Source organism: Bacillus sp. 22190, assembly GCF_052045575.1.
GTDB lineage: Bacteria > Bacillota > Bacilli > Bacillales > Bacillaceae > Bacillus > Bacillus altitudinis.
Map to the genome: position 1 here is coordinate 17,722 of NZ_JBQEPF010000023.1, position 22,796 is coordinate 40,517.

Here is a 22,796-nt window from a genome sequence, read left to right on the forward strand (position 1 = left end):
TACTATACATGAGGGAGGAAAGCAATGATGTCGATTCATCCGCAAACGATTGGCTCCCTATTAAGAGAAAAAAAAGAACAGCATCCAGCACATGAAGCCATTGTTTACCCAGAACGTTCTTTACGTTATTCGTACGAAGCGTTTTATCAAGAGGTCAAGGCAACAGGTAAAGGTCTCATGGCATTAGGGGTTCAAAAGGGAGATCACATCGCCATTATGGCACCAAATATACCTGAATGGCTCATTCTTCAATTTGCCTGCGCCTCCATTGGTGCTGTTCTTGTCACTGTGAATACCAATTTTCAATCACAGGAACTCGCCTATTTACTCAAGCACTCTGACAGCAAAATGTTGTTTATTGTAGACGGCTTTAAAGAAACGTCCTATGTCAACATGCTTGAAGAGCTGATTCCAGAACTTCAAACCGCTCATCAAGAGGAGATCACTTCCACACAATTTCCTTATTTAAAAAGATGTATCTATATCGGTCAGCATCTACCAAACGGCATGCTCAGCTGGGATCGTCTTCAAGTGGCAGCCAAAAGAACCGAAGAGTTTGAATGGGAGAAGCGAATGAATGAGCTCACGCCTGATGACGTTATTAATATGCAGTACACTTCAGGCACAACCGGCTATCCAAAGGGCGTCATGCTCAGCCACACAAACATCGTCTGTAATGCGAGTCAGATCGCAGATTGTATGAAATTAACAGAGCAGGACCGTATGTGTATCCCAGTGCCGTTCTTTCATTGCTTCGGCTCTGTTCTTGGTGTACTTGCTTGTCTCACAAAAGGGGGAACGATCATTCCACTTGAATCATTCCATCCAGAACGAGTCCTTCAAACAGTAGAAAAAGAAAAATGCACCGTTCTTCACGGTGTACCAACCATGTTCATCGCAGAGCTCGATCATCCAAATTTCCACTCTTATGACCTGTCCACATTACGAACGGGCATTATGGCCGGTTCACTCTGCCCATCCCATGTCATGAAAGCAGTCATTGAAAAAATGGGACTGAGAGAGCTCACGATTGCCTATGGTCAGACCGAAAGTTCACCGGTCATTACCCAAACAAGAACCGATGATTCGTTTGAAAGACGAGTTCAAACGGTCGGACGTGCGCTTCCTCAAATTGAAGTCAAAATTGCTTTACCAGGAACATCAGAAGAAGTGCCAAGAGGACAGCAAGGGGAGCTTTGTACAAGAGGCTATCATGTCATGAAGGGCTATTATAAAAACGAAGAAGCAACAAATGAAGTCATTGATGAGGACGGATGGCTTCATACAGGGGATTTAGCTGAGATGGATCATGACGGTTATGTGAAGATCACAGGCCGGCTCAAAGATATGATCATCAGAGGCGGAGAGAATGTGTACCCAAAAGAGATTGAGGATGTCCTATACACTCACCCTGCCATTCTTGACGCACAGGTCGTTGGTATTCCTGACGAGACATACGGCGAGGAAGCAGCCGCATTCATTCGGCTGAAACAAGGGAAGTCGGTCTCAATTGAGACATTAACGAGCTATTGTCAGTCACAAATGGCACGCTACAAAATCCCGAAATACTTTTTCATTACAGATGAGTACCCAATGACCGCCTCAGGCAAAATTCAGAAATTCCGCTTGAAAAAGCAGGCGCTTGATCTAATAAAGGAGTGAAGGCAGCGATGTTTGAACAAGTATTGATCGCCAATCGAGGCGAAATTGCCCGTAGAGTGATTCGGACATGTAAACGGCTCGGAATCAAAACCGTTGCCGTTTATTCAGAGGCTGATCAGCATGCACTTCATGTGCAAGAAGCAGACAGCGCTTATTATATCGGCGGCGCTAAAGTTTCTGAAAGCTATTTAAACATGGAAGCGATCATTAAGGTTGCCAAACAAACAAATGCTGATGCTATCCACCCAGGGTATGGTCTTTTATCAGAAAATGCGGCATTTGCTGAGCGCTGCCGGAGCGAAGGCATTGCCTTTATTGGCCCATCTGCACAAGTCATTCAGCAGATGGGAAATAAAATTGAAGCGAGAAAAACGATGGAACAAGCGGGCATCCCAATCGTTCCTGGTGTTTCAGCCCCACTCCATGATGCAGACGAAGGGGTTCATAAAGCACAGACACTCGGCTATCCCATTATGCTAAAAGCATCGAGTGGTGGCGGCGGGATTGGTATGCAGCTCGTCCGTAACGACGAAGAACTGCATCGAGCGTTTGAAGGAAATCAAAAAAGAGCACAAAGTTTCTTTCAAGACGGTACTTTATACATGGAAAAGGTGATTGAACACGCACGGCACATCGAAATTCAAGTTCTTTTTGATTCGTTCGGTCACGGCGTTCACTTATTTGAAAGAGATTGTTCACTCCAAAGAAGACATCAGAAAATTGTTGAAGAGGCACCAGCCGTCTGTCTTGAAGAAACTGTGAGACAGCAAATGGGACAGATGGCCGTCAAAGCTGCCAAAGCGATTGGGTATGAAAATGCGGGCACGATTGAATGTTTAGTCGATCAAAACCAGCAATTTTATTTCTTAGAAATGAATACGAGATTGCAAGTAGAACACCCTGTCACTGAAGAAATTACTGGGATTGACCTTGTCGAGGAGCAGCTAAAAATTGCAGCATTAGAGCCCCTGTCTTTTAGCCAAGAGGATATTCATCAAATTGGGCATGCGATTGAAGTCAGAATATACGCTGAAGACCCTGTGACATTTTACCCTTCGCCAGGCACGATCACTCGGCTTTCTACACCTGATGCCCCATATATCCGTCATGAGTTAAGCGTAACGAGCGGAAGTGTCATTACCCCATTTTACGATCCAATGATTGCGAAAATGATTGTGTACGGTGATACTCGAAAACTCGCCATAGAACGATTAAAAGCAGCATTACAAGCATATGAAATAGAAGGGATCAAAACCAATGTACCGCTTTTAAAGGAAATGGCCGAATCAACTGCCTTTTTACATGGCAGCATCACAACCGATTTTCTGATGAAAAAAAGGGAGGAAAACCGTTCATGAAAACTGTCACGATACAAATGGCCGGAAACTTATGGAAGCTTCTTGTGAAACAGGGTGATGATGTGCAAAAAGGACAGGAAGTCGCCATCTTAGAATCCATGAAAATGGAGATTCCCATTGTTGCAGAAGAAGCAGGTGTGATCAGTAAAGTGTATAAGGCGGAGGGGGACTTTGTTGACGAGGGAGAGGTACTTTTGGAGCTGACAGAATAGGGGGAAAGCCGCATGGCATTACCAAAAAACGTGCTCATTAGAGAGGTCGGCCCGCGCGATGGCCTGCAAAATGAATCCGTTTGGCTGGACACAATGGAGAAGCGAACATGGATCCATTTACTCGAAGAAGCCCATCTTCCTTATATTGAAGTCACCTCATTTGTTCATCCGAAATGGGTTCCAGCCTTAAAAGACGCCAAAGAATTAGCCCAATCATTAAACAAAAAAGAGGATATTACCTATGCCGCACTCATCCCAAATGAAAAGGGGTTAGCTCATTTTTTTGAAGCAAACCTTGAGCTAGGGGCTATGTTTATCTCAGCGAGTGAGACACATAACAAAAAGAATATGAATCGATCTATACAGGAAACATTGCCTGTGATCAAACAAATGACAGCCGATTTAAAAGCAGAAGGACGGCAAACGCGGGCCTATATTTCAACCGTGTTTGGATGTCCTTATGAAAAACAAGTGCCGATGGACCAAGTGCTGCGATTAACGGAACAGCTGCTCTCCTTCGGCATTGATGAAATATCACTCGGGGATACCATTGGGGAAGCCCATCCGCTACAAGTAGAAAGACGGTTAGACCTTTTACTTGAACGCTTTCCTGCTGATAAAATTGCGCTTCATTTTCATGATACGAAAGGAATGGGGCTTGCCAATATTTATACAGCATTAAAAGCCGGCATCACCATATTTGATGCCTCTAGCGGGGGGCTTGGCGGCTGTCCTTATGCACCTGGCTCCAGCGGAAACGTGGCGACAGAAGACGTGGTGCACATGCTTCACAAACTCGGGATCGAAACAAATGTCGACCTCCCTCGCTTGATTAAAGCGGTTGAATGGATTGAAGCAAAAGTGGATCGAACCCTGCCAAGTCACTGTTTACGCGCTTTTCAGTCTCACACTACTTGATAAAGGGTGAATCACATGACTTCATTGGTCCATTTTTCAATACAAGATGATCACATTGGCATCATGACCTTAAACAGACCAGCACAAGCCAATGCTCTATCAGCTGCTATGCTAGAGGAAATCAATCAAACGATTCAAGAAATCAAACATGATGAAAACATCCGCTGTTTGCTCATGACAGGAGCTGGCGCTAAAGTTTTTTGCGCAGGAGCAGACTTAAAAGAACGGCGATTGATGACAGAACAAGAAGCCAAAGAAGCCGTTCTGACCATTCAGCAAACCTTTACAGACATTGAATCTTTGCCTGTTCCTGTCATTGCCGTGATAAACGGACACGCACTTGGCGGAGGTCTTGAGCTCGCGCTCGCCTGTGATCTCCGCATCGCAAGAGCGGGTGCAGCGCTCGGCCTGCCGGAAACAGGACTAGCTATCCTGCCGGGAGCAGGGGGCACACAAAGACTTCCGCGCCTGATCGGACCCGGGAAAGCGAAAGAAATGATCTTCACAGGCACTTCTTTACGAGCAGAAGAAGCCGTTCAAATCGGACTGATTGAACGTATCTCTACAGCCGATTCACTGATGAATGATGCCATCACACTCGCAAAACAAATCACCAAAAATGCACCGATCGCTTTAAATGAAGCAAAACAAGCCATTCAATCCAGCCTTGATCACGATTTACAAACAGGTCTGACGAAAGAATACGAAGCTTATCTGCGGCTTATTCATACAGAAGATCGACTAGAAGGTCTCAAGGCTTTTCAAGAAAAACGAACGCCTTATTACAGAGGGAAATAGCAAGAAAGGGGAATGTTTATGATCGAAGAATATGAATTAAAAAAACAACGAATTGAAAAGGGCGGGGCAGAACGCTACCATCAAAAAAATAAAGAAAAAGGAAAATTATTTGTCCGTGATCGGCTTCATTTGTTATTAGATGAGGATTCTTTCATTGAAGATGCCATGTTTGCAGAGTGCAAAGATGAACATTTACCAGCAGATGGTGTCGTCACAGGAACCGGGCGTATGAATGGGCAGACTGTTTGTGTCATGGCAAACGACTCTACGGTTAAAGCAGGATCGTGGGGCGTCAAAACAGTAGAAAAAATCATTCGAATTCAAGAAACGGCCGAGAAGCTCAATTGTCCTATGCTGTATTTAGTCGATTCTGCGGGTGCAAGGATCACCGATCAAATCGCCATGTTCCCAGGCAGAAGAGGAGCAGGGCGCATTTTTTATAACCAAGTCAAGCTGTCTGGGCGCATTCCTCAAATTTGTTTACTATTCGGTCCTTCTGCAGCCGGTGGTGCCTATATCCCTGCTTTTTGTGACATTGTCGTGATGGTCGAAGGAAATGCCTCTATGTATTTAGGCTCGCCGCGAATGGCTGAAATGGTGATCGGTGAAAAAGTATCACTTGAGGAAATGGGCGGTGCGAAAATGCATTGCAGCATTTCTGGATGCGGAGATATATTAGCCAAAACAGAGGAAGAGGCCATTCAAATTGCACGTGATTATTTAACCTATATGCCTGCCAACTATATGGAAAAACCAAAAACGACAGCAGCAAAAGCACCTAAACCATCTGAAACCACCATCCAAGACTTAATCCCTAAAGGCCAGAATACCCCATTTGATATGTATCAACTCATCGATTTACTGATTGATGAAGGGTCATTTTTTGAAATCAAAAAGCTGTTTGCCGCAGAGTTAATCACAGGCTTTGGCAGAATGAACGGTCAGCCTGTCGGTCTCATTGCCAATCAGCCAAGGGTCAAAGGCGGCGTATTATTCCACGACTCAGCTGATAAAGCCGCCAAGTTTATTCAGCTCTGTGATGCCTTTCATATCCCGCTGCTCTTTCTCGCGGACATACCAGGATTTATGATTGGAACAAAAGTGGAACAAGCCGGCATTATTCGTCATGGGGCAAAAATGATCTCCGCTATGTCAGAGGCGACCGTTCCGAAAATATCCGTCATCGTCCGTAAAGCATACGGAGCAGGACTATATGCAATGGCAGGCCCTGCTTTTGAGCCAGACTGCTGTCTCGCTCTTCCATCGGCGCAAATCGCTGTGATGGGTCCAGAAGCCGCTGTAAATGCCGTCTATGCAAATAAAATTGCAGAACTCCCGCCCGAAGAGAGGGCTTCATTTATACAAGAGAAACGGAAGGAATACCAGGAAGATATGAATATCTATGAGCTTGCCTCTGAAATGATTGTCGATGGCGTCATCCCATTTGACCGTCTAAGAACGGAACTTTGTCATAGATTACTAGCCTATTCATCGAAAGACATGACATTTACGAAACGAAAACATCCGGTCTATCCGGTCTAAAGGGGGCAGTCCTCATGATCAACCTGAAACCAGAATGGATACCGGAAGAAAAGCAGAGCCAAAAAACACGTTTGCATCAGTGGATGAAATCTCTTGGTTTTTCTACGTATGACTCATTCTATCAAGCCAGTATTGCACGCACAGACTGGTTTTGGAGAGAAGCGGAAAAGGCGGTTGGAATTCAGTGGAAAAAACCATATGAAGCGGCATTAGGTCACCACTCATTGATGTGGCCGAAATGGTATCAGGGCGGCACACTTAACATCACCGAAACGGCTGTGGACAAATGGGCAGAAAAAGAAGAGACGAAGCATCAGCCCGCCATCATTTGGAGCAATGAAGCCGGTGAAGAAAAGAAATGGTCATTTCTCGAACTTCAAGAGAAAGTGAGCCGTCTTGCAGCTGGCTTTTTGAAAGAAGGACTTCAAAAAGGGGATGTAGCCATCATCTATATGCCAATGCTTCCAGAAACGGTCGCCGTCATGCTTGCCTTTGCAAAGATTGGTGTGATTTTCAGCCCAGTCTTCTCAGGCTATGGAAGCGAGCCACTCGCTGTACGCATTCGTGCGTCAGGCGCATCCATTGTCGTCACAGCGAATGAAATGATGCGGCGAGGGAAAACGATCAACATGCGGGAATGTGTGGCTGATGCCATCAACAGAACCACAACTGTGCAAAAAGTGATTGTGCACACTTCCTCTCATACTGGATATCAGGACGATGTCCTGCTAAATGATTTGTTACAAGAACAGCCGATCACCGGCGCAACCTATGTCACAAATGAAGACCCGCTGATGATCTTGTATACGTCAGGCACAACCGGCACACCAAAGGGAGCCGTTCATACACACGCAGGCTTTCCGATAAAGGCAGCTTTTGATGCCGGGCTATGTATGGATGTGGCAAAAGGAGACCGGCTGTTTTGGCTGACTGATATGGGCTGGATGATGGGGCCATTCCTCGTCTTTGGCGGCTTGATCAATGGCGCTGCTATCGTTTTATATGACGGCGCTCCCGATTATCCAGATGAGCAGCAGCTCTGGTCATTCATCCACGAGAAGAAAGTCACTCATTTTGGGCTTTCCCCTACATTTGTTCGTTCTGCGATGCAGCAATCGATTGATGGGGTCGAGTTACCGCATGTCAAAGCCATTATTTCTACTGGGGAGCCGTGGAATGAAGCTCCGTGGCAATGGTTATTTCACACCATTGGTCAAAAGAACATTCCCATCTTAAATTATTCAGGAGGAACCGAGGTTTCTGGTGGCATTGTAGGCAGTACGCTGCTTCGACCCATCAAACCGATTCTCTTTAATGCGGCGATCTTAGGAATGGCGGCAGATGTATACAATGAAGCTGGGCAAAGCGTGATGAATGAGGTAGGGGAGCTTGTGGTGAAAAAGCCATGGGTCGGCATGACATGTGGTTTTTGGAACGAACCGGAGCGTTATGAAGATACGTATTTCAAACGATTTGATGGTGTATGGACACATGGAGATTGGGTCATGCAAACAGAGGACGGAGAATTCCACATCACCGGCAGATCGGATGATGTCATTAATACAGCAGGGAAACGTATCGGGCCAGCTGAAATTGAATCCATCCTTACATGGCATCCTGCCGTGCATGAAGCCGCTGTGATTGGGGTAAAGGATGAGGTGAAAGGGGAGGCGCTCGTCTGTTTCATCGTGACCAGTCCTCATGCTTTTGAAGAAGCAACCCTTATCCAAGAGCTTTCAGCCCATGTTGGTTCACATGCTGGTAAAGCGCTCACACCAAAAGAAGTTCATCTCATTTCAGCTTTACCGAAAACAAGGAATGGAAAAATTGTACGACGTTTACTGAAAGGGGCGTATGAAGAGCAGCCTTCACCCGATCTATCTTCATTAGACAATCCAGATGTATATAAGAGTCTGACCGAATACTTGAATAAGAAACAGAAAAAATAAAAAAGACAGGATGGTTCCTGTCTCTTTTTATTGCACATGAAAATTCGTTCCATCTGTTGTCTCTTTCACAATCCCTGCCCGAATGACATAATCGCCGAAATGTTCATTTTCTTCTCGTTCTTTTGCGTAGCGGGGGAGAATAGAGCCAAGTTCTTTTAGAATGTCTTCCTCACCCACATTTTCACGGTATAATTTACTTAATCTGCTGCCATCAAATGCGGCACCAAGATACATATTATACTTACCAGGTGATTTTCCGATAAATCCAATTTCTCCAAGCGCATGACGAGCACAACCATTTGGACAACCAGTCATTCGAATGGTGATTTCTTTATCACTTAATCCGTTTTCTTCAACGATGTCTTCGATTTTATCAATCAATCGTGGAAGGTAGCGCTCTGCTTCAGCCATCGCTAAACCGCAAGTTGGCAAAGAGACACAAGCCATTGAGCTGCGGCGCAGGGCAGAATGCTGCTGGCCGTCTGATAAACCAAACTTCTGAATGAGCTGTTCGATTTGTTTCTTTTTATGAGTTGTCACATTCCCAATGATTAAATTCTGATTGGCGGTTAGACGGAAGTCACCTGTATGAACTTTGGCGATTTCGCGGATGCCTGTCATCAGTGGATAATCATTATAGTCTGTGATGCGTCCGCCTTCTACAAACATCGTATAATGCCATCTGCCATTAATGCCTTTTACCCAGCCATAACGGTCACCGTTATGATCAAAATGATAGTCCTTTGCCTCTAAAAGAGTAAACCCAAGACGGCGCTCAAGTTCTTCTTTTACATTCTCAAGACCAAGGCGGTCCACCGTATATTTAAAGCGGGCATTTTTTCGCACGGAACGGTTTCCGTAGTCACGTTGAATGGTGATGACTTGTTTGGCAATTTCTACGACTTGTTCAGGTGTACAAAAGCCGATGACCTTTGCAAGCTGCGGATAAGTCGCTGTATCACCATGCGTCATACCCATTCCGCCGCCAATTGCGACATTAAAGCCGACCAGTTGATCGTTTTCTATAATGGCAATAAAGCCTAGATCCTGCGAAAAGACATCAATGTCATTAGCAGGAGGGACGGCCACGCCAATTTTGAATTTCCTTGGCAAATAAAGCGGACCATACATCGGTTCAACTTCCTTATCTGGCGTTGCCGCAACCTTTTCCTCATCAAGCCAAATTTCGTGATAAGCTCTTGTTTGCGGGAGCAGGTCATCACTTAATTTTTTCGCCAGCTCGTATACATCATGGTGCACTTCTGATTGATAGGGGTTTGAAGTACACATGACATTCCGGTTCACGTCGCCGCAAGCTGCGATCGTATCAAGCATTGTAGAATGAATGTCTTGAATGGTCTTTTTCATATTCCATTTTAAAATACCGTGAAGCTGGAAGGTTTCACGAGTTGTCAGCTTTAAAGTACCGTTGCCATATTGATGAGCAAGCTCATCCATCACAAGCCACTGCTTAGATGTGGCGATTCCGCCAGGCAGACGGACACGCAGCATAAATTGATAGGCAGGTTCAAGCTTTTGTTTTTGTCGTTCATTTCTCAGATCACGATCATCTTGTAAGTAGCTGCCGTGATGCTTCATCAGACGGTTGTCATCATCCGGAATTCCCGCTGAAATCGGATCAAGCATCACTTCTTTTAACGTACCCCGTAAATAATCACTTTTTTCTTTGATTTCCTCTACGTCGCTCGGAGGTCCATCCGGCGCTGTTAATGCTGTCTTCACCATGTAAGTAAAAGCTCCTTTCTTTCAAGCATCAAATCAATAAACGTCACGCTGATAGCGTTTTTGTTGCTGTAAGTTGGCAAGATAGCTTTCTGCTTTTTCTTTGCTCATCGCACCTTCTTCTTGAATGATGGATAGAAGGGTATTGTGGACATCATGCGCCATATGCTTTTCATCTCCGCAAATATACACGTAAGCACCTTGCTCAAGCCATTCAAATAATTCTTTGCTTTGTTTCTTCATTTGGTGCTGGACATATACTTTTTCCTCAGTATCTCTTGAAAAAGCCACGTCCATTTTCGTTAAGACGCCATCTTTTAACCACTTTTGCCATTCCGTTTGGTATAAGAAATCCGTCACAAAATGCTGATCACCGAAGAATAACCATGACTTTCCGTTTGCACCCATTTCCTCACGCTCCTGCATAAATGAACGGAAAGGGGCGATGCCTGTGCCTGGTCCTACCATAATGATCGGTGCATCTGGATCTTGAGGAAGCTTAAAGTTTTGGTTGTGCTGAATATAAACAGGTAACGTATCACCTGGCTGCAGGCGCTCTGCACATAGAATCGAACAGACACCTTGGCGTTCTCTGCCGTGCGCATCATATCTGACAGCCCCTATCGTCAAATGAACCTCTTCGTCATTTGCTTTGAGACTGCTTGCAATGGAATAAAGGCGTGCAGGGATTTTTCTTAAAATGGACGTGAAATCTGCGGCGGTTCCTTCAAAAGGACCGAAATCACGAGCCGCATCTACTAAGTCCCGGCCTGCGATATATTCTTTCAGTTTTTCTTCGTTTCCTTCTTCTAAAAGGGCATGCAAGGATTCGCTTTTTGTCAGTTCAGCGATCTTTTGAAGAAGTGGTTTTGTTAAAACCGTGATCTCAAAATGCGAGGTGAGTGCTTCTTTTAAAGGAAGAGTGTCTCCATTTTTATGAACGGTGACGGATTCTTCTGCATTCCACCCGCATGTTTGAATCAGTTCATCGACAAGCGCAGGATCATTTGTCGGGTAAATGCCGAGACTGTCACCTGGCTCATACACGAGACCTGAACCTTCAAGCGAAAGCTCTAAGTGACGTGTTTCTTTATTAGATCCACGCCCATTTAAGTTGATATTTTCAAGAACTTCAGCATAAAAAGGATTCGTTCTTGAATATTCAGAAACGGCTTGATTGTTGGCTCCCGCTGATTCTTGCGGCAGTGATACAGCTTCACCTTCACTCAAAGAAGAGGCAACACCTTGAAGCCATTCTGAAAACGGCTCATCATAATCAAGGTCACAATCCACTCGGTCAAACAGGCGAGTACCGCCAAGTTCTTCGAAGCGTTCATCAAATTCTTTTCCTGTCTGACAGAAGAATTCGTATGAGCTGTCACCTAATGAAAGGACAGAAAAGCTTAAATGATCGAGCTTTGGCGCACGTCTGCCGTGAACATATTCATGGAACGAAAGGGCATTATCCGGCGGATCTCCTTCGCCATGTGTGCTGACAATGACCAGTAAATTGTTTATTTTTTTCAGATTATTCGGTTTAAAATCGGACATAGAAGAGAGCGTCACTTGAAAGCCTTTCTCTTCAAGATGCTGGGCTGTCTTTTTTGCTAACCCTTCGGAATTGCCTGTTTGCGACCCATAAAGCACGGTCACATCTTTGCTCACAGGCTGGACAGGTGCTGCGGCAGAAGGCGCCGAAGTGACAGCTTCTGAGCCGGCAAGCGCTGCCTGCGCTGATAAATAACCAGTAAGCCAAATTTTTTGCTGATCTGTTAAAGTCGGAAGCAGCTGATTGAGTAACTCTGCCTGCTCCTGGCTAAACGGACTGTTCAATACATGAAGTTGCAACAATATCCACCTCACAAGGAATATAAACATAGATTAATTCGATAGGAATTATATATATAGGTTTAATTTGAACTTTACCGAAAGTTTGCCATTAAGTAAAATATATAATATTGATTGTCATGATTAAGATTTCTAATGACAAAACACGGATGAATAGGGGAGAGGGCACAAAAAAAGGAAAACGGATCACCGTTTTCCTCTTTTTCGCCTGACTTACGCCGTTGGAAGTCCCATCACAGCTTTCACTTCTAAATATTCTTCGATACCGAAGTCTCCCCATTCTCTTCCGATACCAGACTGCTTAAAACCGCCAAATGGGGCAAAGTAATCTGTTTCAGCATTGTTAATGGTGATTTGACCGGCACGAATATGTTCAGCGACAAATTTTAATGTTTTTTCATCTTGACCAACAACATACCCGGCAAGACCATACACTGTATCGTTGGCGATCTCAAGGGCATGATCGAGGTCTTGATACGTGATCACACTCATGACTGGCCCAAAGATTTCTTCTTGCGCAATGGTCATATCATTTTTCACATTGGTGAAAATGGTATGCTTGGCGAAATATCCTTTATCGATTCCGTCTGGCTTTCCAGTTCCCCCAGCAAGAAGGGTAGCACCTTCTTCGATTCCTTTTTCAATATAAGATTGCACCGTATCCCACTGCTTTTTAGAAACAAGCGGGCCAGTAGCGTGATCTTCTCTCGGATCACCAACTGTAAACTTCGGCAGGGCGTTCAGCAGCGCTTTTTCAAACTTGTCTTTCATTGATTCTGGAATCAGCACACGTGTAGCTGCAGAACACACTTGACCTGTATTCATCGCAATATGATGAATGGCTGTTTCTGCTGCTTCGTCCACATCTGCATCGTCTAAGACGATAAGAGGGGATTTTCCGCCAAGCTCAAGTGCTACTTTCTTCACATTGTCCGCTGCATTTTCCATAATTTTAGAGCCGACGGCACCTGATCCTGTAAATGAAACGAAGTCAATATCAGGATGTGAGCTAATGCCGTCACCAATCACGTCACCCGTTCCGTTTACTAAGTTGAAGACTCCTTTCGGTACACCTGCTTCATCAATAATTTCTGCAAGAATCATCGCAGCAAAAGGGGTAATTTCCGCTGGTTTTAAGACAACTGTTGAGCCTGCCGCAATGGCACCCGCAATTTTAAGAGATGTCTGATTCGTCGGGAAGTTCCACGGTGTAATCAATCCACTGACACCAATCGCCTCTTTTATAATCGTATGTCCACCGCGGTCTTCGGTAAATGTATAAGATTTCAGTGCTTCCGCAGCTTTAGAAAAATGTTCATAACCCATTTTGTAATGAACTTCTTCGGACACTTTCAGCGGTGCACCAAGCTCTTTTGTCATCACTTCTACAAGTTCATCCTTGCGTTTTTCGTACCCGCGCACAATGTTTTCCAGCATTTCTACTCGTTCATTTCGAGATGTTTTTGAGAAAGAAGGGAAGGCAGCTCGAGCTGCTTTGACAGCTTGATCTAAATCTTCTTTCGTTCCTAAACTAATGGTGCCAATGACTTCCTCTGTCGCAGGGTTAATGACCTCCGTCGTTTCGTTTCCTGTTGATGCGACCCATTCTCCATTAATAAAGTGTTTCTCTTGATTTCTCATTCTGACATGTCTCCTTTTTATATGTGATTCAATCCAATATTCTGTTTTCAGCTCATATAAAACTGTACCCACTGTGAAAAATCTAAAACGGAGAAACTGCATGAGAAAAAGTTTCTGATATAATACGCAAAGTGGGACATATGTCCTTTTCAACATGAGGGCATCTATCATTTAATGGAACTAGACTGAAAAAAGAAGGAGCTTTTGAACGAATGAAAGGTGTTATTTTCGCATTATTAGGAGGCGCTTGTATTACACTGCAAGGCGTAGCCAACGCCAGAATTAGTCAAGATATCGGGACGTGGCAGGCGGCAACGATCACGCAGCTGACAGGGTTTATCATCTCTCTCGTCATTTTACTCATCGTACGGGATGGCCACTTTAAGGAATACAAAAAAGTGCAGCCGCTTTATTTAATTGGAGGTGCATTTGCAGCCATTATTATCTTTAATGAGGTCACTGCCATTCAAATCATTGGTGTGACACTCACCATCGCTGCTTTACTTATCGCACAGCTTGCGTTTACCTTTGCCATCGATGCAAAAGGATGGTTTGGTGTTCAGAAGAAAAAAATGAAATGGCCCCATTATGCAGGCATCTTTTTAATGATTGCAGGCGTCATCATCTTAAAACTATAAAGGAGGGCATCAGATGGAGGAGCTGCATGATGAATCTCTTTTTTCCTCTTATATGAAGACGCATCAGTTACAGAATGTCTTTCATCAAAAACTCATCTCACATGTGAGCTTGTGGCGCTATCAGCAAGGTGAGCTGATTTGTTCAAAAGGGGATAAAAGGGAGTATATGTACTTGCTGGTGAAAGGAAAATTAAAGATTTTCACCACCACAAAGGAAGGAAAAACGTTTATTCTTTGCTTTAAAAACCCTCTTGAAGCGATTGGAGATATTGAATACGTTCAGCAGACAGATATGGTCAATACAGTTGAAGCCGTTACAGAAGTACATATGCTCAGGATTTCTCATCAAGCCCTCATGCGGCATGCAAAGGACGATCCACGAGTTTTAGCCTTTTTGCTCAAGGGCATCACAAACAAATTTTATACAAAATCAAATGATTTAAGCTTCCACCTTTTATACCCTGTAGAGGTCAGGCTTGCAAGCTATTTATTGTCTGTTTTAACAGGTGATGATGACGCGCGTGCACGCACGCTTCGCCTCACGGATGCAGCGAGCTTAATTGGAACAAGCTACCGCCATATTAATCGGGTCATTCAGCAGTTCCAAGAAAAAGGACTGATTGAAAGGCGAAGAGGAAAGATTACGATTTGTGATCAAAAAGGGCTTTTAGAAATAGCAGAACACAACATTTATGAATAGAAGAAACGAAGGGACTTATATATGATCATAGGAATAATATTAGCTGTCACTGCTGGGGCACTTGTCAGCTTACAAACCATTTTTAATAGTAAAGTCAATGAGCATACAGGCTCTTGGTCAACAACGACGCTAGTTCTAGGAATGGGCTTTATTGCTTCACTTTTGATGGGTCTTTTGTTAGAAGGAACCGGCATGTTTCAATTAAGGCATATGGAAGCCTGGTACTGGATAAGCGGAGCCATCGGGGTAGGCGTTGTCATCTGTCTTGTTCAGAGCATCAAACGTCTCGGTCCCACTTATGGAATCTCGATTGTTCTCACCTCCCAGCTAGGTTGTGCGCTTCTATTTGATTCGCTTGGCTGGCTTGGGTTAGAAAAAGTAACATTTTCTTTTACAAAATTATTAGGTGTACTTGTCATTGTGGCAGGAATCCTCGTATTTAAGTTAACCAAGCTTGAACCAGTAGAAGAGGAGCAGTCAACAGAAAAAGGGCTGCCACAAAAGTAGCTGCCCTTTTATTTAAATCAACCGCCGCCATAAAACCGTTATGGTAGATAAACCAGTTAAAAGGAGCCTTTTCATGAAAGGCTTTTTTTTCTGTCCATAGTCGCTTGCTTTATATTCTGTTCGATCTTTCGCTACGAGAACACTATAAGCGATTTTTCGTTCGATTGCTTCCGTAAGAGATAACGCAAATGGTGCACTATCAATCACCAAAATCGATTCAGTATTTAAAAAGCTGGATCTTGCATCTAGATTATATGTTCCAATAATACTTAAGTTATCATCAATGACCATTGATTTGGCGTGAATTGAATACGGACCTTGATATTCATACAAATGAACACCCGTTTTCATGAGTTCCTTTTTCGTGCTTAAATATCCTGCAAATGCTAAAGGGTTTGGTGTCGCTGTAAGAGAATTCGTCACGATCGTCGTTTGAATATCATTTGGTAATGGCGTGAGTCCGTCTTTCATTGGCCGTGTCGGTACGACATAAGGCGTCTGGATCAGAACCGAACGCTTTGACCGCTGTGCGAGATCGTTTAACTTTTTCAAGACGAGCGGACGTTTATTTAAGCGTTCCACTGGATTTGTGAAAAATGCAATCTGCTTTGCACGAATGGCGTCTTTTGCCCAATCATATGTGGACGTGACAAAGGGTTCTTTTGTACGAATGGCTTCCTGATAAGATCGAAGCAGCTGTTTTCTTAGCTTTTTTCCTTTTTTCGCTTTTGCCTTGGAAAATACATCTTTCGTTCTTTTCGTAAAATCATGATTCCACAAATAAACGAAATACTGCTCCATTTCATCTAATACTTTTCCTTTTTTGGCGTTGTACAGCAGCACATCTCGGTCATACGCAAAATCTTTCGGCGGCTGATCTGCAAAGTATTTATCACCAATATTTCTGCCGCCCATGACAGCGACCCTGCCATCTGCCAAAAGAAGCTTATCGTGAAGGCGGTTATGCCACGTCCATGGCTTGAACAAACGAAAAGGCTCATAAAAACGAATGGCCATATTCGGGTGATTCCCCACAGCATAACGCAAATGCTTCAGCGGTCCACGCAGGCTATGGCAAATGCCATCTAACAACAGCTGAACTTTTACTCCTCGATCAGCCGCTTCAATTAAAGCACCAAGCACCCATTCGGCGGTTTTTCCTTTTTGAATGGAATAATAACTCAAACGAATGTTCTTTTTAGCCTCTCGAATCATTTGAACTCTCACTTGACCTGATTCAAACCCGTCATCAAGCAGCATGACTTGATTTATGCCTTGGTCGTCTCCTGAGATGGAAGAAGCTTTATAGATGCAATGTTCTTTACAAGTTTTTTGAAACGGTAAATAAAACAAGACAAATGCGGTCAAAAATACATACACCACATATAAAAGGATCAGAAAAAACAAGAATTGCAGCACAGTGATCAACTCCTTTCACACAAACCGTTCTTTTTCTTAGCTTATGTTAAAAACAAAATTTCACTCATCCAGCTTTCTAATAAAAAATACAGGATAAAAGAATCACCTTGTTTTCATAGGGCATTTAATTATAGTATGAAATGAGTAAGGGGGAATCGCATTGAATGAACCATTATTTAATATTCCAAGTGATGTGTATCAAACGTTAAGTGAAACAGAACGTTATTTACTGCATTATATTCACCAGCATTTAGAGGATATCTCCACCTTATCCATCGTCACATTAAGTGAAAGAGCCAACGTGTCGACGGCGACCATTGTCAGACTGATGAAGAAAATCGGATACAACGGCTATACATCCTTTAAATATCGATTGAAACAAGAAAAGAAAATGACAGATGATAGTGATCAACTAAAAAATATTGACGAAGACATCAAACTAGCCATTCGAAAAAATGAAGAAGAGGTCTTAAAGACGATTCAACTGCAAAGTATTGGGCAAATTGAGGATGCAGTTCAAAAGATCCATGATGCGGACAAAATTTATATTTTTGGCAGAGGCTTTTCAGAGATGATCGCCAAAGAGATGACCATCAAATTGCAGCTCATCGGAAAAACATGTGAAGTTCATGACGACCCGAATATCATTCGGCTCAAATCGCGTGACATTGATAAAAACGAACTTGCCATCTTTGTTTCATTAAATGGAGAAACGTCAGAACTAGTGGAAGCCTGCCAAAACCTCAGTATGAAGCAGGTCACGACCATTACGGTCACAACGAGAATCGATTCTACATTAAGTAAAATATCAGATATGACACTCGTCGGATATAAAGGGGAACAATCATTCTTCCCAGATTATGAAGTCAGGTCCCGCCTGTCGCTTCATGTCATTGCCCGCATTTTACTAGACGCCTATGTGATTCGGATGAAATAAACACTCAAAAAGCCTTCCACACTTTATGATGGGAGGCTTTTTACCGTGAAAACCTTTACACAATCTGAAAACATTTTCACTGAATCGTATGAGATACTTTCTTTAGAGAAAAGAAAGAAGGTGAAACCAATTGATTTATACCTGCACCTTAAATCCTGCTATTGACCTATATATTGCATTAAAAGAAATGCGGGCAGATACAGTCAACCGTACGGAAGATGAGGATTATCAGCCAAATGGAAAAGGTGTTAATGTCTCCATTATGCTAAAGAAATATGGCTTCACCAGCACTGCATTAGGATTTATTGCTGGGTTTTCAGGTTCATATATTGAACAATCGTTAAACGATCTTTCCATTCAAACCGATTTTATCCCAGTGGATGGGATTACACGCATTAATGTATTTATTAACACAACAGAAGAATACAAGCTTGTGAATCAAGGACCTGCTATTGAGGCAAAAGCGCTTGATGCCTTTCGCGAAAAAATCTCGACCATTCCAAAAGGCAGCATCTTCATTATGTCAGGCAGTCTGCCTAAAGGCGTTCCTGCTAGCATTTTCTCAGAGATAGCCGCTATTTGTCATCAAAACAACGTGAAATTTATTTTAGACACAAGCTCTAAAGCGGTTTTAGAAACACTTCAATACAAACCATATTTACTAAAACCAAATGAAGAAGAGATTGCCGCATTTTTTGGAAAAACCCACCATTTATCAGAAACAGAACTCGTTGAATCAGGACGAAAGCTGATCGAGATGGGTGCAGAGCAAGTACTCATTTCCCGAGGAGGAGAAGGTGCACTATTCCTTACAAACGAAGCCGTATTAAAAGGAAATGCACCAATAGGAACGGTCGTAAACACGGCTTGTTCTGGTGATGCCATGCTCGCTGCATTCCTAAGTAAACAGCTGGAAGGACGACCTCATGAAGAATGCTTACGCTACGGCATTGCAACAGGGGCATCTACCGCCTTTTCAAAAGGGTTAAGTGATTTACATGACATTGATTCATTAATTGAGCAAATACACATTCAGAACATATAAGGGGGAGTTCACATGAGCCGCAAGAAAATTGTCGCTGCCACTGGCTGTCCAACAGGCATTGCGCACACATTTATGGCAGCAGAGGCATTAAAAATCGCAGCTGAGCAATTAGGGGTCGACATCAAAGTTGAAACGCATGGTCAAGTAGGAATTGAAAACGCTTTAACGGATCAAGACATTTTGGAGGCCGATGGGGTCATTGTCGCTGCTGACAAAGATGTGAATACAGATCGTTTTCACGGCAAACCACTCATTGAAGTGCCTGTAGCAAAGGGGATTCGCACACCAAATGAACTGATTCAAGGCATTATCAATGGAGAAGCTCCCGTTCATCAAGTGAAAGGAAGAGCTTCTGGAACAGAAAAAACATCTGCGCCTTCATCAACTCAACAAAAGTCAGCGAATAAGTGGATACACACCATCTACAAACATTTAATGAACGGTGTATCACACATGCTTCCATTTGTTGTTGGAGGCGGGGTCTTAATTGCTTTATCTTTTCTATTCGGTATTTACTCAGCTGATCCTCAGCATGAAACGTATCATCCGTTTGCTGCCTACTTGAAAAACATTGGCGGACTCGGCTTTAGCTTAATGGTACCTATTTTAGCAGCATTTATCGCTGATTCAATCGCCAAACGCCCAGGGATGGTTGTCGGATTTATCGGTGGCTTGCTTGCAAACGATGGAGGCGCTGGATTCTTAGGTGGTATTATCGCTGGTTTTGCAGCAGGGTATATCATCGTACTTCTTCAATTCCTGCTTCAAAAATTACCAGCATCACTTGACGGATTAAAATCAATTTTCATCTATCCTGTCATTGGTATTTTCTTAATTGGGGCTGTCATGACCCCGCTATTAGTTCCAATCACAGGGCTAAATCATTCATTAATGGATTTTCTCTCATCAGTTCAATCCACAAATCCATTGCTTTTAGGTTTAATTGTTGGAGCCATGTGTGGATTTGATATGGGAGGACCTTTTAACAAAGCAGCCTATGTCACAGGAACGGCTTTACTCGCAGAAGGTAACCTTTACTTCATGGCAGGGGTGTCAGCAGCATGTATCACACCGCCACTTATCATTGCGATTGCCACAACGATTTTCCGAAAACATTTCACACCACAAGAACGAAATGCTGGGATGATCAACTATATTCTCGGAGCGACTCATATTACCGAAGGAGCCATTCCATTTGCAGCAAAAAACCCAGTCGTTGTCCTGCCAATTATCATGTTTGGTTCCGCCATCTCTGCTATATTGACGTATCTGTTTGGCGTACAGGTTCCAGCTCCGCATGGCGGATTCCTTGTCCTTCCAGTCGTCACAGGCGCATTTCAGTGGGTGCTTTCCATACTCATCGGCTCACTTGTAGGTGCGATTTTATACGGACTTTACCGCAAGAAAATAGACAAACCCGCAGTTTAATAGGGAGGAAGAAAAATGATGGAACATATTTATATGAATCTACATGAAACAGCTTCTTCACAGGCTGGCGTTTTCGCAGCCATAGCTGACATTGCCTCTGAAGCAGGGATTTGTACATCTCCTGAGGCTGTCAAAAAAGGACTAGCTGAAAGAGAAGCTCTTAGTACAACCGGCTTTCAAGATGGATTTGCCATTCCGCATACACAGTCAGACGCCATTCAAGTACCGGCACTCGTCATCGTTCGTACAGAAACCGGAATCGAATGGGACGCTTTTGATGAGAAGCCTTGCTTTTTCTTCTTATCCTTACTCATTCCAAAAAGTGAAGCAAGAACCACTCACTTACAAGCACTTTCTGCTCTTTCACGCGGATTAATGGATGAAACGAAACGGCAAAAACTGCTCGAAACAAGAACAAATGAAGAAATGCTCGCTGTATTAAAAACAGATATTTTGACGAGAGAGGATGTTTGACCATGCCTTTACTTTCCACAACACCTATGCTTGAAGCAGCAAAAAAAGAAAAATACGGAATTGTCGCATTCAATGTACATTCCTTTGATAGTATTTACTGGGTACTCGAAACGGCAGCTGAATTAAAATCACCTGTCATTTTGCAAACAACGGTTGGCACGGTCCAATCGCTTGGCGCAAAAGCCATTGCAGATACAGTAAAGGCGGCAGCTGATCAATACCAAATACCAATCGGCCTTCATCTCGATCATTGCACTGATTTTGATGTGATTCTTACTTGTATACGAGCGGGATATACATCCGTGATGATCGATGCTTCCATGCATTCATATGAAGAAAATGTACGCCGCACAAAAGAAGTGGTGGACCTTGCCTTAAAAGTAGGTGTGAATGTAGAAGCCGAGTTAGGCAAGGTAGGCGGGGTAGAAGATGATATTGTCGTGGATGAAAAGGATGCACAAAAAGCCATTCCATCAGAATGCCGTCAATTTGTAGAAGAAACTAGTGTACCTACTTTAGCACCTGCGATCGGCACGGCCCACGGCATTTATAAAGGGGTGCCAGATATCGACTTTGACCGCATTGAACAAATTGCAGCGCTTGTCGATGTGCCGCTTGTCCTTCATGGTGGTTCAGCTTTACCAGATGAGGATGTCAAAAGATGTGTCGCACTCGGTATGGCAAAGGTCAATGTGTCCACTGAACTGAAAAATGCATACTCTGAAGCGATTCGTGATCATTTCTCAAACGAACCTGAAAGCTTAGATCCGCGTATGTATTTACAAAAAGCAAAACAAGCAGCCAAAGACATGGTCACATCTAAAATAAAGATCGTTGGCAGTGAAGGAAAAGCCCAATTTTTATATCAATAAGATGAAAAAAAGCAGAGCCGCATGGGACTGACCCCCTAAGATGAGACAAATAAAAAACACCTTCAAGTTTGAAAACGGATCGTTGTGATCCGAAATAAAACATGGAGGTGTTTTTTCTATGGGGACAAGAGTGAGTTATCCGGCTGAAGTCAAACAGAAGGCTGTAGAAATGAGATTGGCAGGCGTACCTATGAAAGAGATCATGCAGGAATTGAATATCAAGAATAAGACGCAGGTTCAGACATGGGTGAGATGGCATAAAACTGGGGATACACACAGGTTCGAACAACCTGTTGGAAAACAATATACCTATGGAAAGGGTCCCGAGTACTCTTCAGAATTAGAGAGACTTCAGGCAGAAAATCGCTATTTGAGTCAACAGAATGAGGTTTTAAAAAAGTACAACGAATTGGAAAGGAAGTTGATAAGGAAACGTCAATCAAACTGGTAGATGAATTGTGCAAAACGATGACGGTACAGGACATCTGTGTCCATTTAGGCATCTCACGCACTTCGTATTATAGATGGAAAAAGAATCTGACTCAGAATCATCCTAAAAGACAACTAGAGAAACAGGTCGGCACGTTGTGCCGAAAGCACAAATATCGATATGGTTATCGGAAAATCACAGCCATACTAAAAATGGGAATGCGTATTAACCATAAAACTGTTCAACGTATCATGCAGAAAAACCAGTGGCAATGCCGGGTTAAAATGAAAAAGCGTAAGAAGAATGGGCAGCCCTATGCCGTGGCTGGTAATATACTGGATCGGAATTTTCAGTCTGATCGCCCTCTTGAAAAACTAGTCACGGACATCACGTATTTGCCTTATGGACAGAAACAATTGTACCTTTCCAGTATATTGGATTTATATAATGGAGAAGTGATTGCTTTTACAATTGGTGATAAGCAGGACACAGACTTTATCTTAAACACACTTAATCAGCTCCCAGCACTTCCTGAGAATTGCGTGTTACATAGCGATCAAGGTTCTGTGTATACATCTTACGAGTATCAGAAAGCTGTTCATATAAAAGGCATTACCATGAGCATGTCCCGTAAAGGGACGCCCGCTGATAATGCCTCCATCGAATCGTTTCATT

General features: G+C 43.3%; 19 protein-coding genes and 1 pseudogene. 16 read left to right on the plus strand and 4 right to left on the minus strand.

The features are described from left to right. Positions 1-24: 24 nt before the first annotated feature. The 7 genes from ACTJKA_RS18935 to ACTJKA_RS18965 are packed head-to-tail and all read left to right on the plus strand — an operon-like array spanning position 25 to position 8,439. Positions 25-1,662 carry an AMP-binding protein gene (locus tag ACTJKA_RS18935; protein ID WP_411230677.1) on the plus strand — a complete coding sequence of 546 codons (1,638 nt, stop codon included), beginning with the start codon at positions 25-27 and terminating at the stop codon, positions 1,660-1,662. Positions 1,663-1,670: 8 nt separating this feature from the next. Then, on the plus strand, positions 1,671-3,020 hold the full coding sequence (locus tag ACTJKA_RS18940) for an acetyl-CoA carboxylase biotin carboxylase subunit (RefSeq protein WP_025207460.1): 1,350 nt from the start codon (positions 1,671-1,673) through the stop codon (positions 3,018-3,020). Continuing rightward, complete coding sequence (locus ACTJKA_RS18945) at positions 3,017-3,232, plus strand: acetyl-CoA carboxylase biotin carboxyl carrier protein subunit (RefSeq protein ID WP_008346646.1); 216 nt, start codon at positions 3,017-3,019, stop codon at positions 3,230-3,232. The genes ACTJKA_RS18940 and ACTJKA_RS18945 overlap by 4 nt, the downstream gene beginning before the upstream one ends. Before the next feature lie 12 nt (positions 3,233-3,244). Next, positions 3,245-4,150 carry a hydroxymethylglutaryl-CoA lyase gene (locus ACTJKA_RS18950; RefSeq protein ID WP_440607900.1) on the plus strand — a complete coding sequence of 302 codons (906 nt, stop codon included), beginning with the start codon at positions 3,245-3,247 and terminating at the stop codon, positions 4,148-4,150. A gap of 15 nt (positions 4,151-4,165) precedes the next feature. Beyond that, positions 4,166-4,948: an enoyl-CoA hydratase gene (locus ACTJKA_RS18955; protein WP_440607901.1), complete on the plus strand. Its 783-nt coding sequence runs from the start codon at positions 4,166-4,168 to the stop codon at positions 4,946-4,948. Positions 4,949-4,966: 18 nt separating this feature from the next. Further along, complete coding sequence (locus ACTJKA_RS18960; protein ID WP_268359828.1) at positions 4,967-6,490, plus strand: acyl-CoA carboxylase subunit beta; 1,524 nt, start codon at positions 4,967-4,969, stop codon at positions 6,488-6,490. Positions 6,491-6,504: 14 nt separating this feature from the next. Further along, complete coding sequence (locus tag ACTJKA_RS18965; RefSeq protein ID WP_440607902.1) at positions 6,505-8,439, plus strand: AMP-binding protein; 1,935 nt, start codon at positions 6,505-6,507, stop codon at positions 8,437-8,439. 27 nt (positions 8,440-8,466) lie between these two features. Here ACTJKA_RS18965 and cysI read toward each other — a convergent pair whose 3' ends face one another. The 3 genes from cysI to ACTJKA_RS18980 form a co-directional block, all read right to left on the minus strand. Beyond that, positions 8,467-10,185, minus strand: a complete 1,719-nt coding sequence (cysI, locus tag ACTJKA_RS18970; RefSeq protein ID WP_046343702.1) for an assimilatory sulfite reductase (NADPH) hemoprotein subunit — start codon at positions 10,183-10,185, stop codon at positions 8,467-8,469. Between the two features lie 33 nt (positions 10,186-10,218). After that, positions 10,219-12,030 (minus strand): assimilatory sulfite reductase (NADPH) flavoprotein subunit, encoded by a 1,812-nt coding sequence (locus ACTJKA_RS18975; RefSeq protein ID WP_440607903.1) that lies wholly within the window; start codon positions 12,028-12,030, stop codon positions 10,219-10,221. A gap of 213 nt (positions 12,031-12,243) precedes the next feature. After that, positions 12,244-13,671, minus strand: a complete 1,428-nt coding sequence (locus ACTJKA_RS18980; protein ID WP_440607904.1) for an aldehyde dehydrogenase family protein — start codon at positions 13,669-13,671, stop codon at positions 12,244-12,246. A 212-nt stretch (positions 13,672-13,883) separates the two neighbouring features. Here ACTJKA_RS18980 and ACTJKA_RS18985 point away from each other — a divergent pair, with 212 nt between their 5' ends. From ACTJKA_RS18985 to ACTJKA_RS18995, 3 genes are read left to right on the plus strand one after another with little or no spacing between them, the layout of a single operon-like run. After that, the gene (locus ACTJKA_RS18985) at positions 13,884-14,309 is read left to right on the plus strand and encodes a DMT family transporter (RefSeq protein ID WP_008343684.1); all 426 of its coding nucleotides are present in this window, start codon (positions 13,884-13,886) and stop codon (positions 14,307-14,309) included. A gap of 13 nt (positions 14,310-14,322) precedes the next feature. Then, complete coding sequence (locus ACTJKA_RS18990; protein WP_035391856.1) at positions 14,323-15,009, plus strand: Crp/Fnr family transcriptional regulator; 687 nt, start codon at positions 14,323-14,325, stop codon at positions 15,007-15,009. 21 nt (positions 15,010-15,030) lie between these two features. After that, entirely contained in the window at positions 15,031-15,516 is a 486-nt protein-coding gene (locus tag ACTJKA_RS18995) for a DMT family transporter (protein ID WP_171465454.1), read from the plus strand. A gap of 12 nt (positions 15,517-15,528) precedes the next feature. Here the strand turns inward: ACTJKA_RS18995 and ACTJKA_RS19000 are convergent, their stop codons facing one another. Continuing rightward, positions 15,529-16,935, minus strand: a complete 1,407-nt coding sequence (locus ACTJKA_RS19000; protein ID WP_440607905.1) for a phospholipase D-like domain-containing protein — start codon at positions 16,933-16,935, stop codon at positions 15,529-15,531. Positions 16,936-17,095: 160 nt separating this feature from the next. On the opposite strand from ACTJKA_RS19000, the gene ACTJKA_RS19005 reads away from it, so the two are divergent. The 6 genes and pseudogenes from ACTJKA_RS19005 to ACTJKA_RS19030 form a co-directional block, all read left to right on the plus strand. Then, positions 17,096-17,872, plus strand: coding sequence for a MurR/RpiR family transcriptional regulator (locus ACTJKA_RS19005; RefSeq protein WP_007499235.1), 777 nt, complete (start codon positions 17,096-17,098; stop codon positions 17,870-17,872). Positions 17,873-18,002: 130 nt separating this feature from the next. After that, positions 18,003-18,917, plus strand: coding sequence for a 1-phosphofructokinase (pfkB, locus tag ACTJKA_RS19010; protein WP_217967094.1), 915 nt, complete (start codon positions 18,003-18,005; stop codon positions 18,915-18,917). A 12-nt stretch (positions 18,918-18,929) separates the two neighbouring features. Then, a complete protein-coding gene (locus ACTJKA_RS19015; protein WP_286108889.1) occupies positions 18,930-20,345 on the plus strand; it encodes a PTS fructose transporter subunit IIC in 1,416 nt (471 codons plus the stop codon). A 15-nt stretch (positions 20,346-20,360) separates the two neighbouring features. After that, positions 20,361-20,819: a PTS sugar transporter subunit IIA gene (locus tag ACTJKA_RS19020; RefSeq protein WP_286108888.1), complete on the plus strand. Its 459-nt coding sequence runs from the start codon at positions 20,361-20,363 to the stop codon at positions 20,817-20,819. Between the two features lie 2 nt (positions 20,820-20,821). Next, on the plus strand, positions 20,822-21,691 hold the full coding sequence (locus tag ACTJKA_RS19025) for a class II fructose-bisphosphate aldolase (protein ID WP_286108887.1): 870 nt from the start codon (positions 20,822-20,824) through the stop codon (positions 21,689-21,691). Positions 21,692-21,809: 118 nt separating this feature from the next. Then, positions 21,810-22,796 (plus strand): annotated as a pseudogene (locus ACTJKA_RS19030) (IS3 family transposase); the annotation flags it as partial.

Coding starts and splice junctions, on each gene's coding strand:
- ACTJKA_RS18955 (WP_440607901.1), top strand. CDS start 4,166: ATGACTTCATTGGTCCATTTTTCAATACAAGATGATCACATTGGCATC.
- ACTJKA_RS18960 (WP_268359828.1), top strand. CDS start 4,967: ATGATCGAAGAATATGAATTAAAAAAACAACGAATTGAAAAGGGCGGG.
- ACTJKA_RS18985 (WP_008343684.1), top strand. CDS start 13,884: ATGAAAGGTGTTATTTTCGCATTATTAGGAGGCGCTTGTATTACACTG.
- ACTJKA_RS19025 (WP_286108887.1), top strand. CDS start 20,822: ATGCCTTTACTTTCCACAACACCTATGCTTGAAGCAGCAAAAAAAGAA.
- ACTJKA_RS18980 (WP_440607904.1), bottom strand. CDS start 13,671: ATGAGAAATCAAGAGAAACACTTTATTAATGGAGAATGGGTCGCATCA.
- ACTJKA_RS18990 (WP_035391856.1), top strand. CDS start 14,323: ATGGAGGAGCTGCATGATGAATCTCTTTTTTCCTCTTATATGAAGACG.
- ACTJKA_RS18950 (WP_440607900.1), top strand. CDS start 3,245: ATGGCATTACCAAAAAACGTGCTCATTAGAGAGGTCGGCCCGCGCGAT.
- ACTJKA_RS18965 (WP_440607902.1), top strand. CDS start 6,505: ATGATCAACCTGAAACCAGAATGGATACCGGAAGAAAAGCAGAGCCAA.
- ACTJKA_RS18940 (WP_025207460.1), top strand. CDS start 1,671: ATGTTTGAACAAGTATTGATCGCCAATCGAGGCGAAATTGCCCGTAGA.
- ACTJKA_RS19020 (WP_286108888.1), top strand. CDS start 20,361: ATGATGGAACATATTTATATGAATCTACATGAAACAGCTTCTTCACAG.
- ACTJKA_RS18995 (WP_171465454.1), top strand. CDS start 15,031: ATGATCATAGGAATAATATTAGCTGTCACTGCTGGGGCACTTGTCAGC.
- ACTJKA_RS18945 (WP_008346646.1), top strand. CDS start 3,017: ATGAAAACTGTCACGATACAAATGGCCGGAAACTTATGGAAGCTTCTT.
- ACTJKA_RS19015 (WP_286108889.1), top strand. CDS start 18,930: ATGAGCCGCAAGAAAATTGTCGCTGCCACTGGCTGTCCAACAGGCATT.
- ACTJKA_RS18935 (WP_411230677.1), top strand. CDS start 25: ATGATGTCGATTCATCCGCAAACGATTGGCTCCCTATTAAGAGAAAAA.
- cysI (WP_046343702.1), bottom strand. CDS start 10,185: ATGGTGAAGACAGCATTAACAGCGCCGGATGGACCTCCGAGCGACGTA.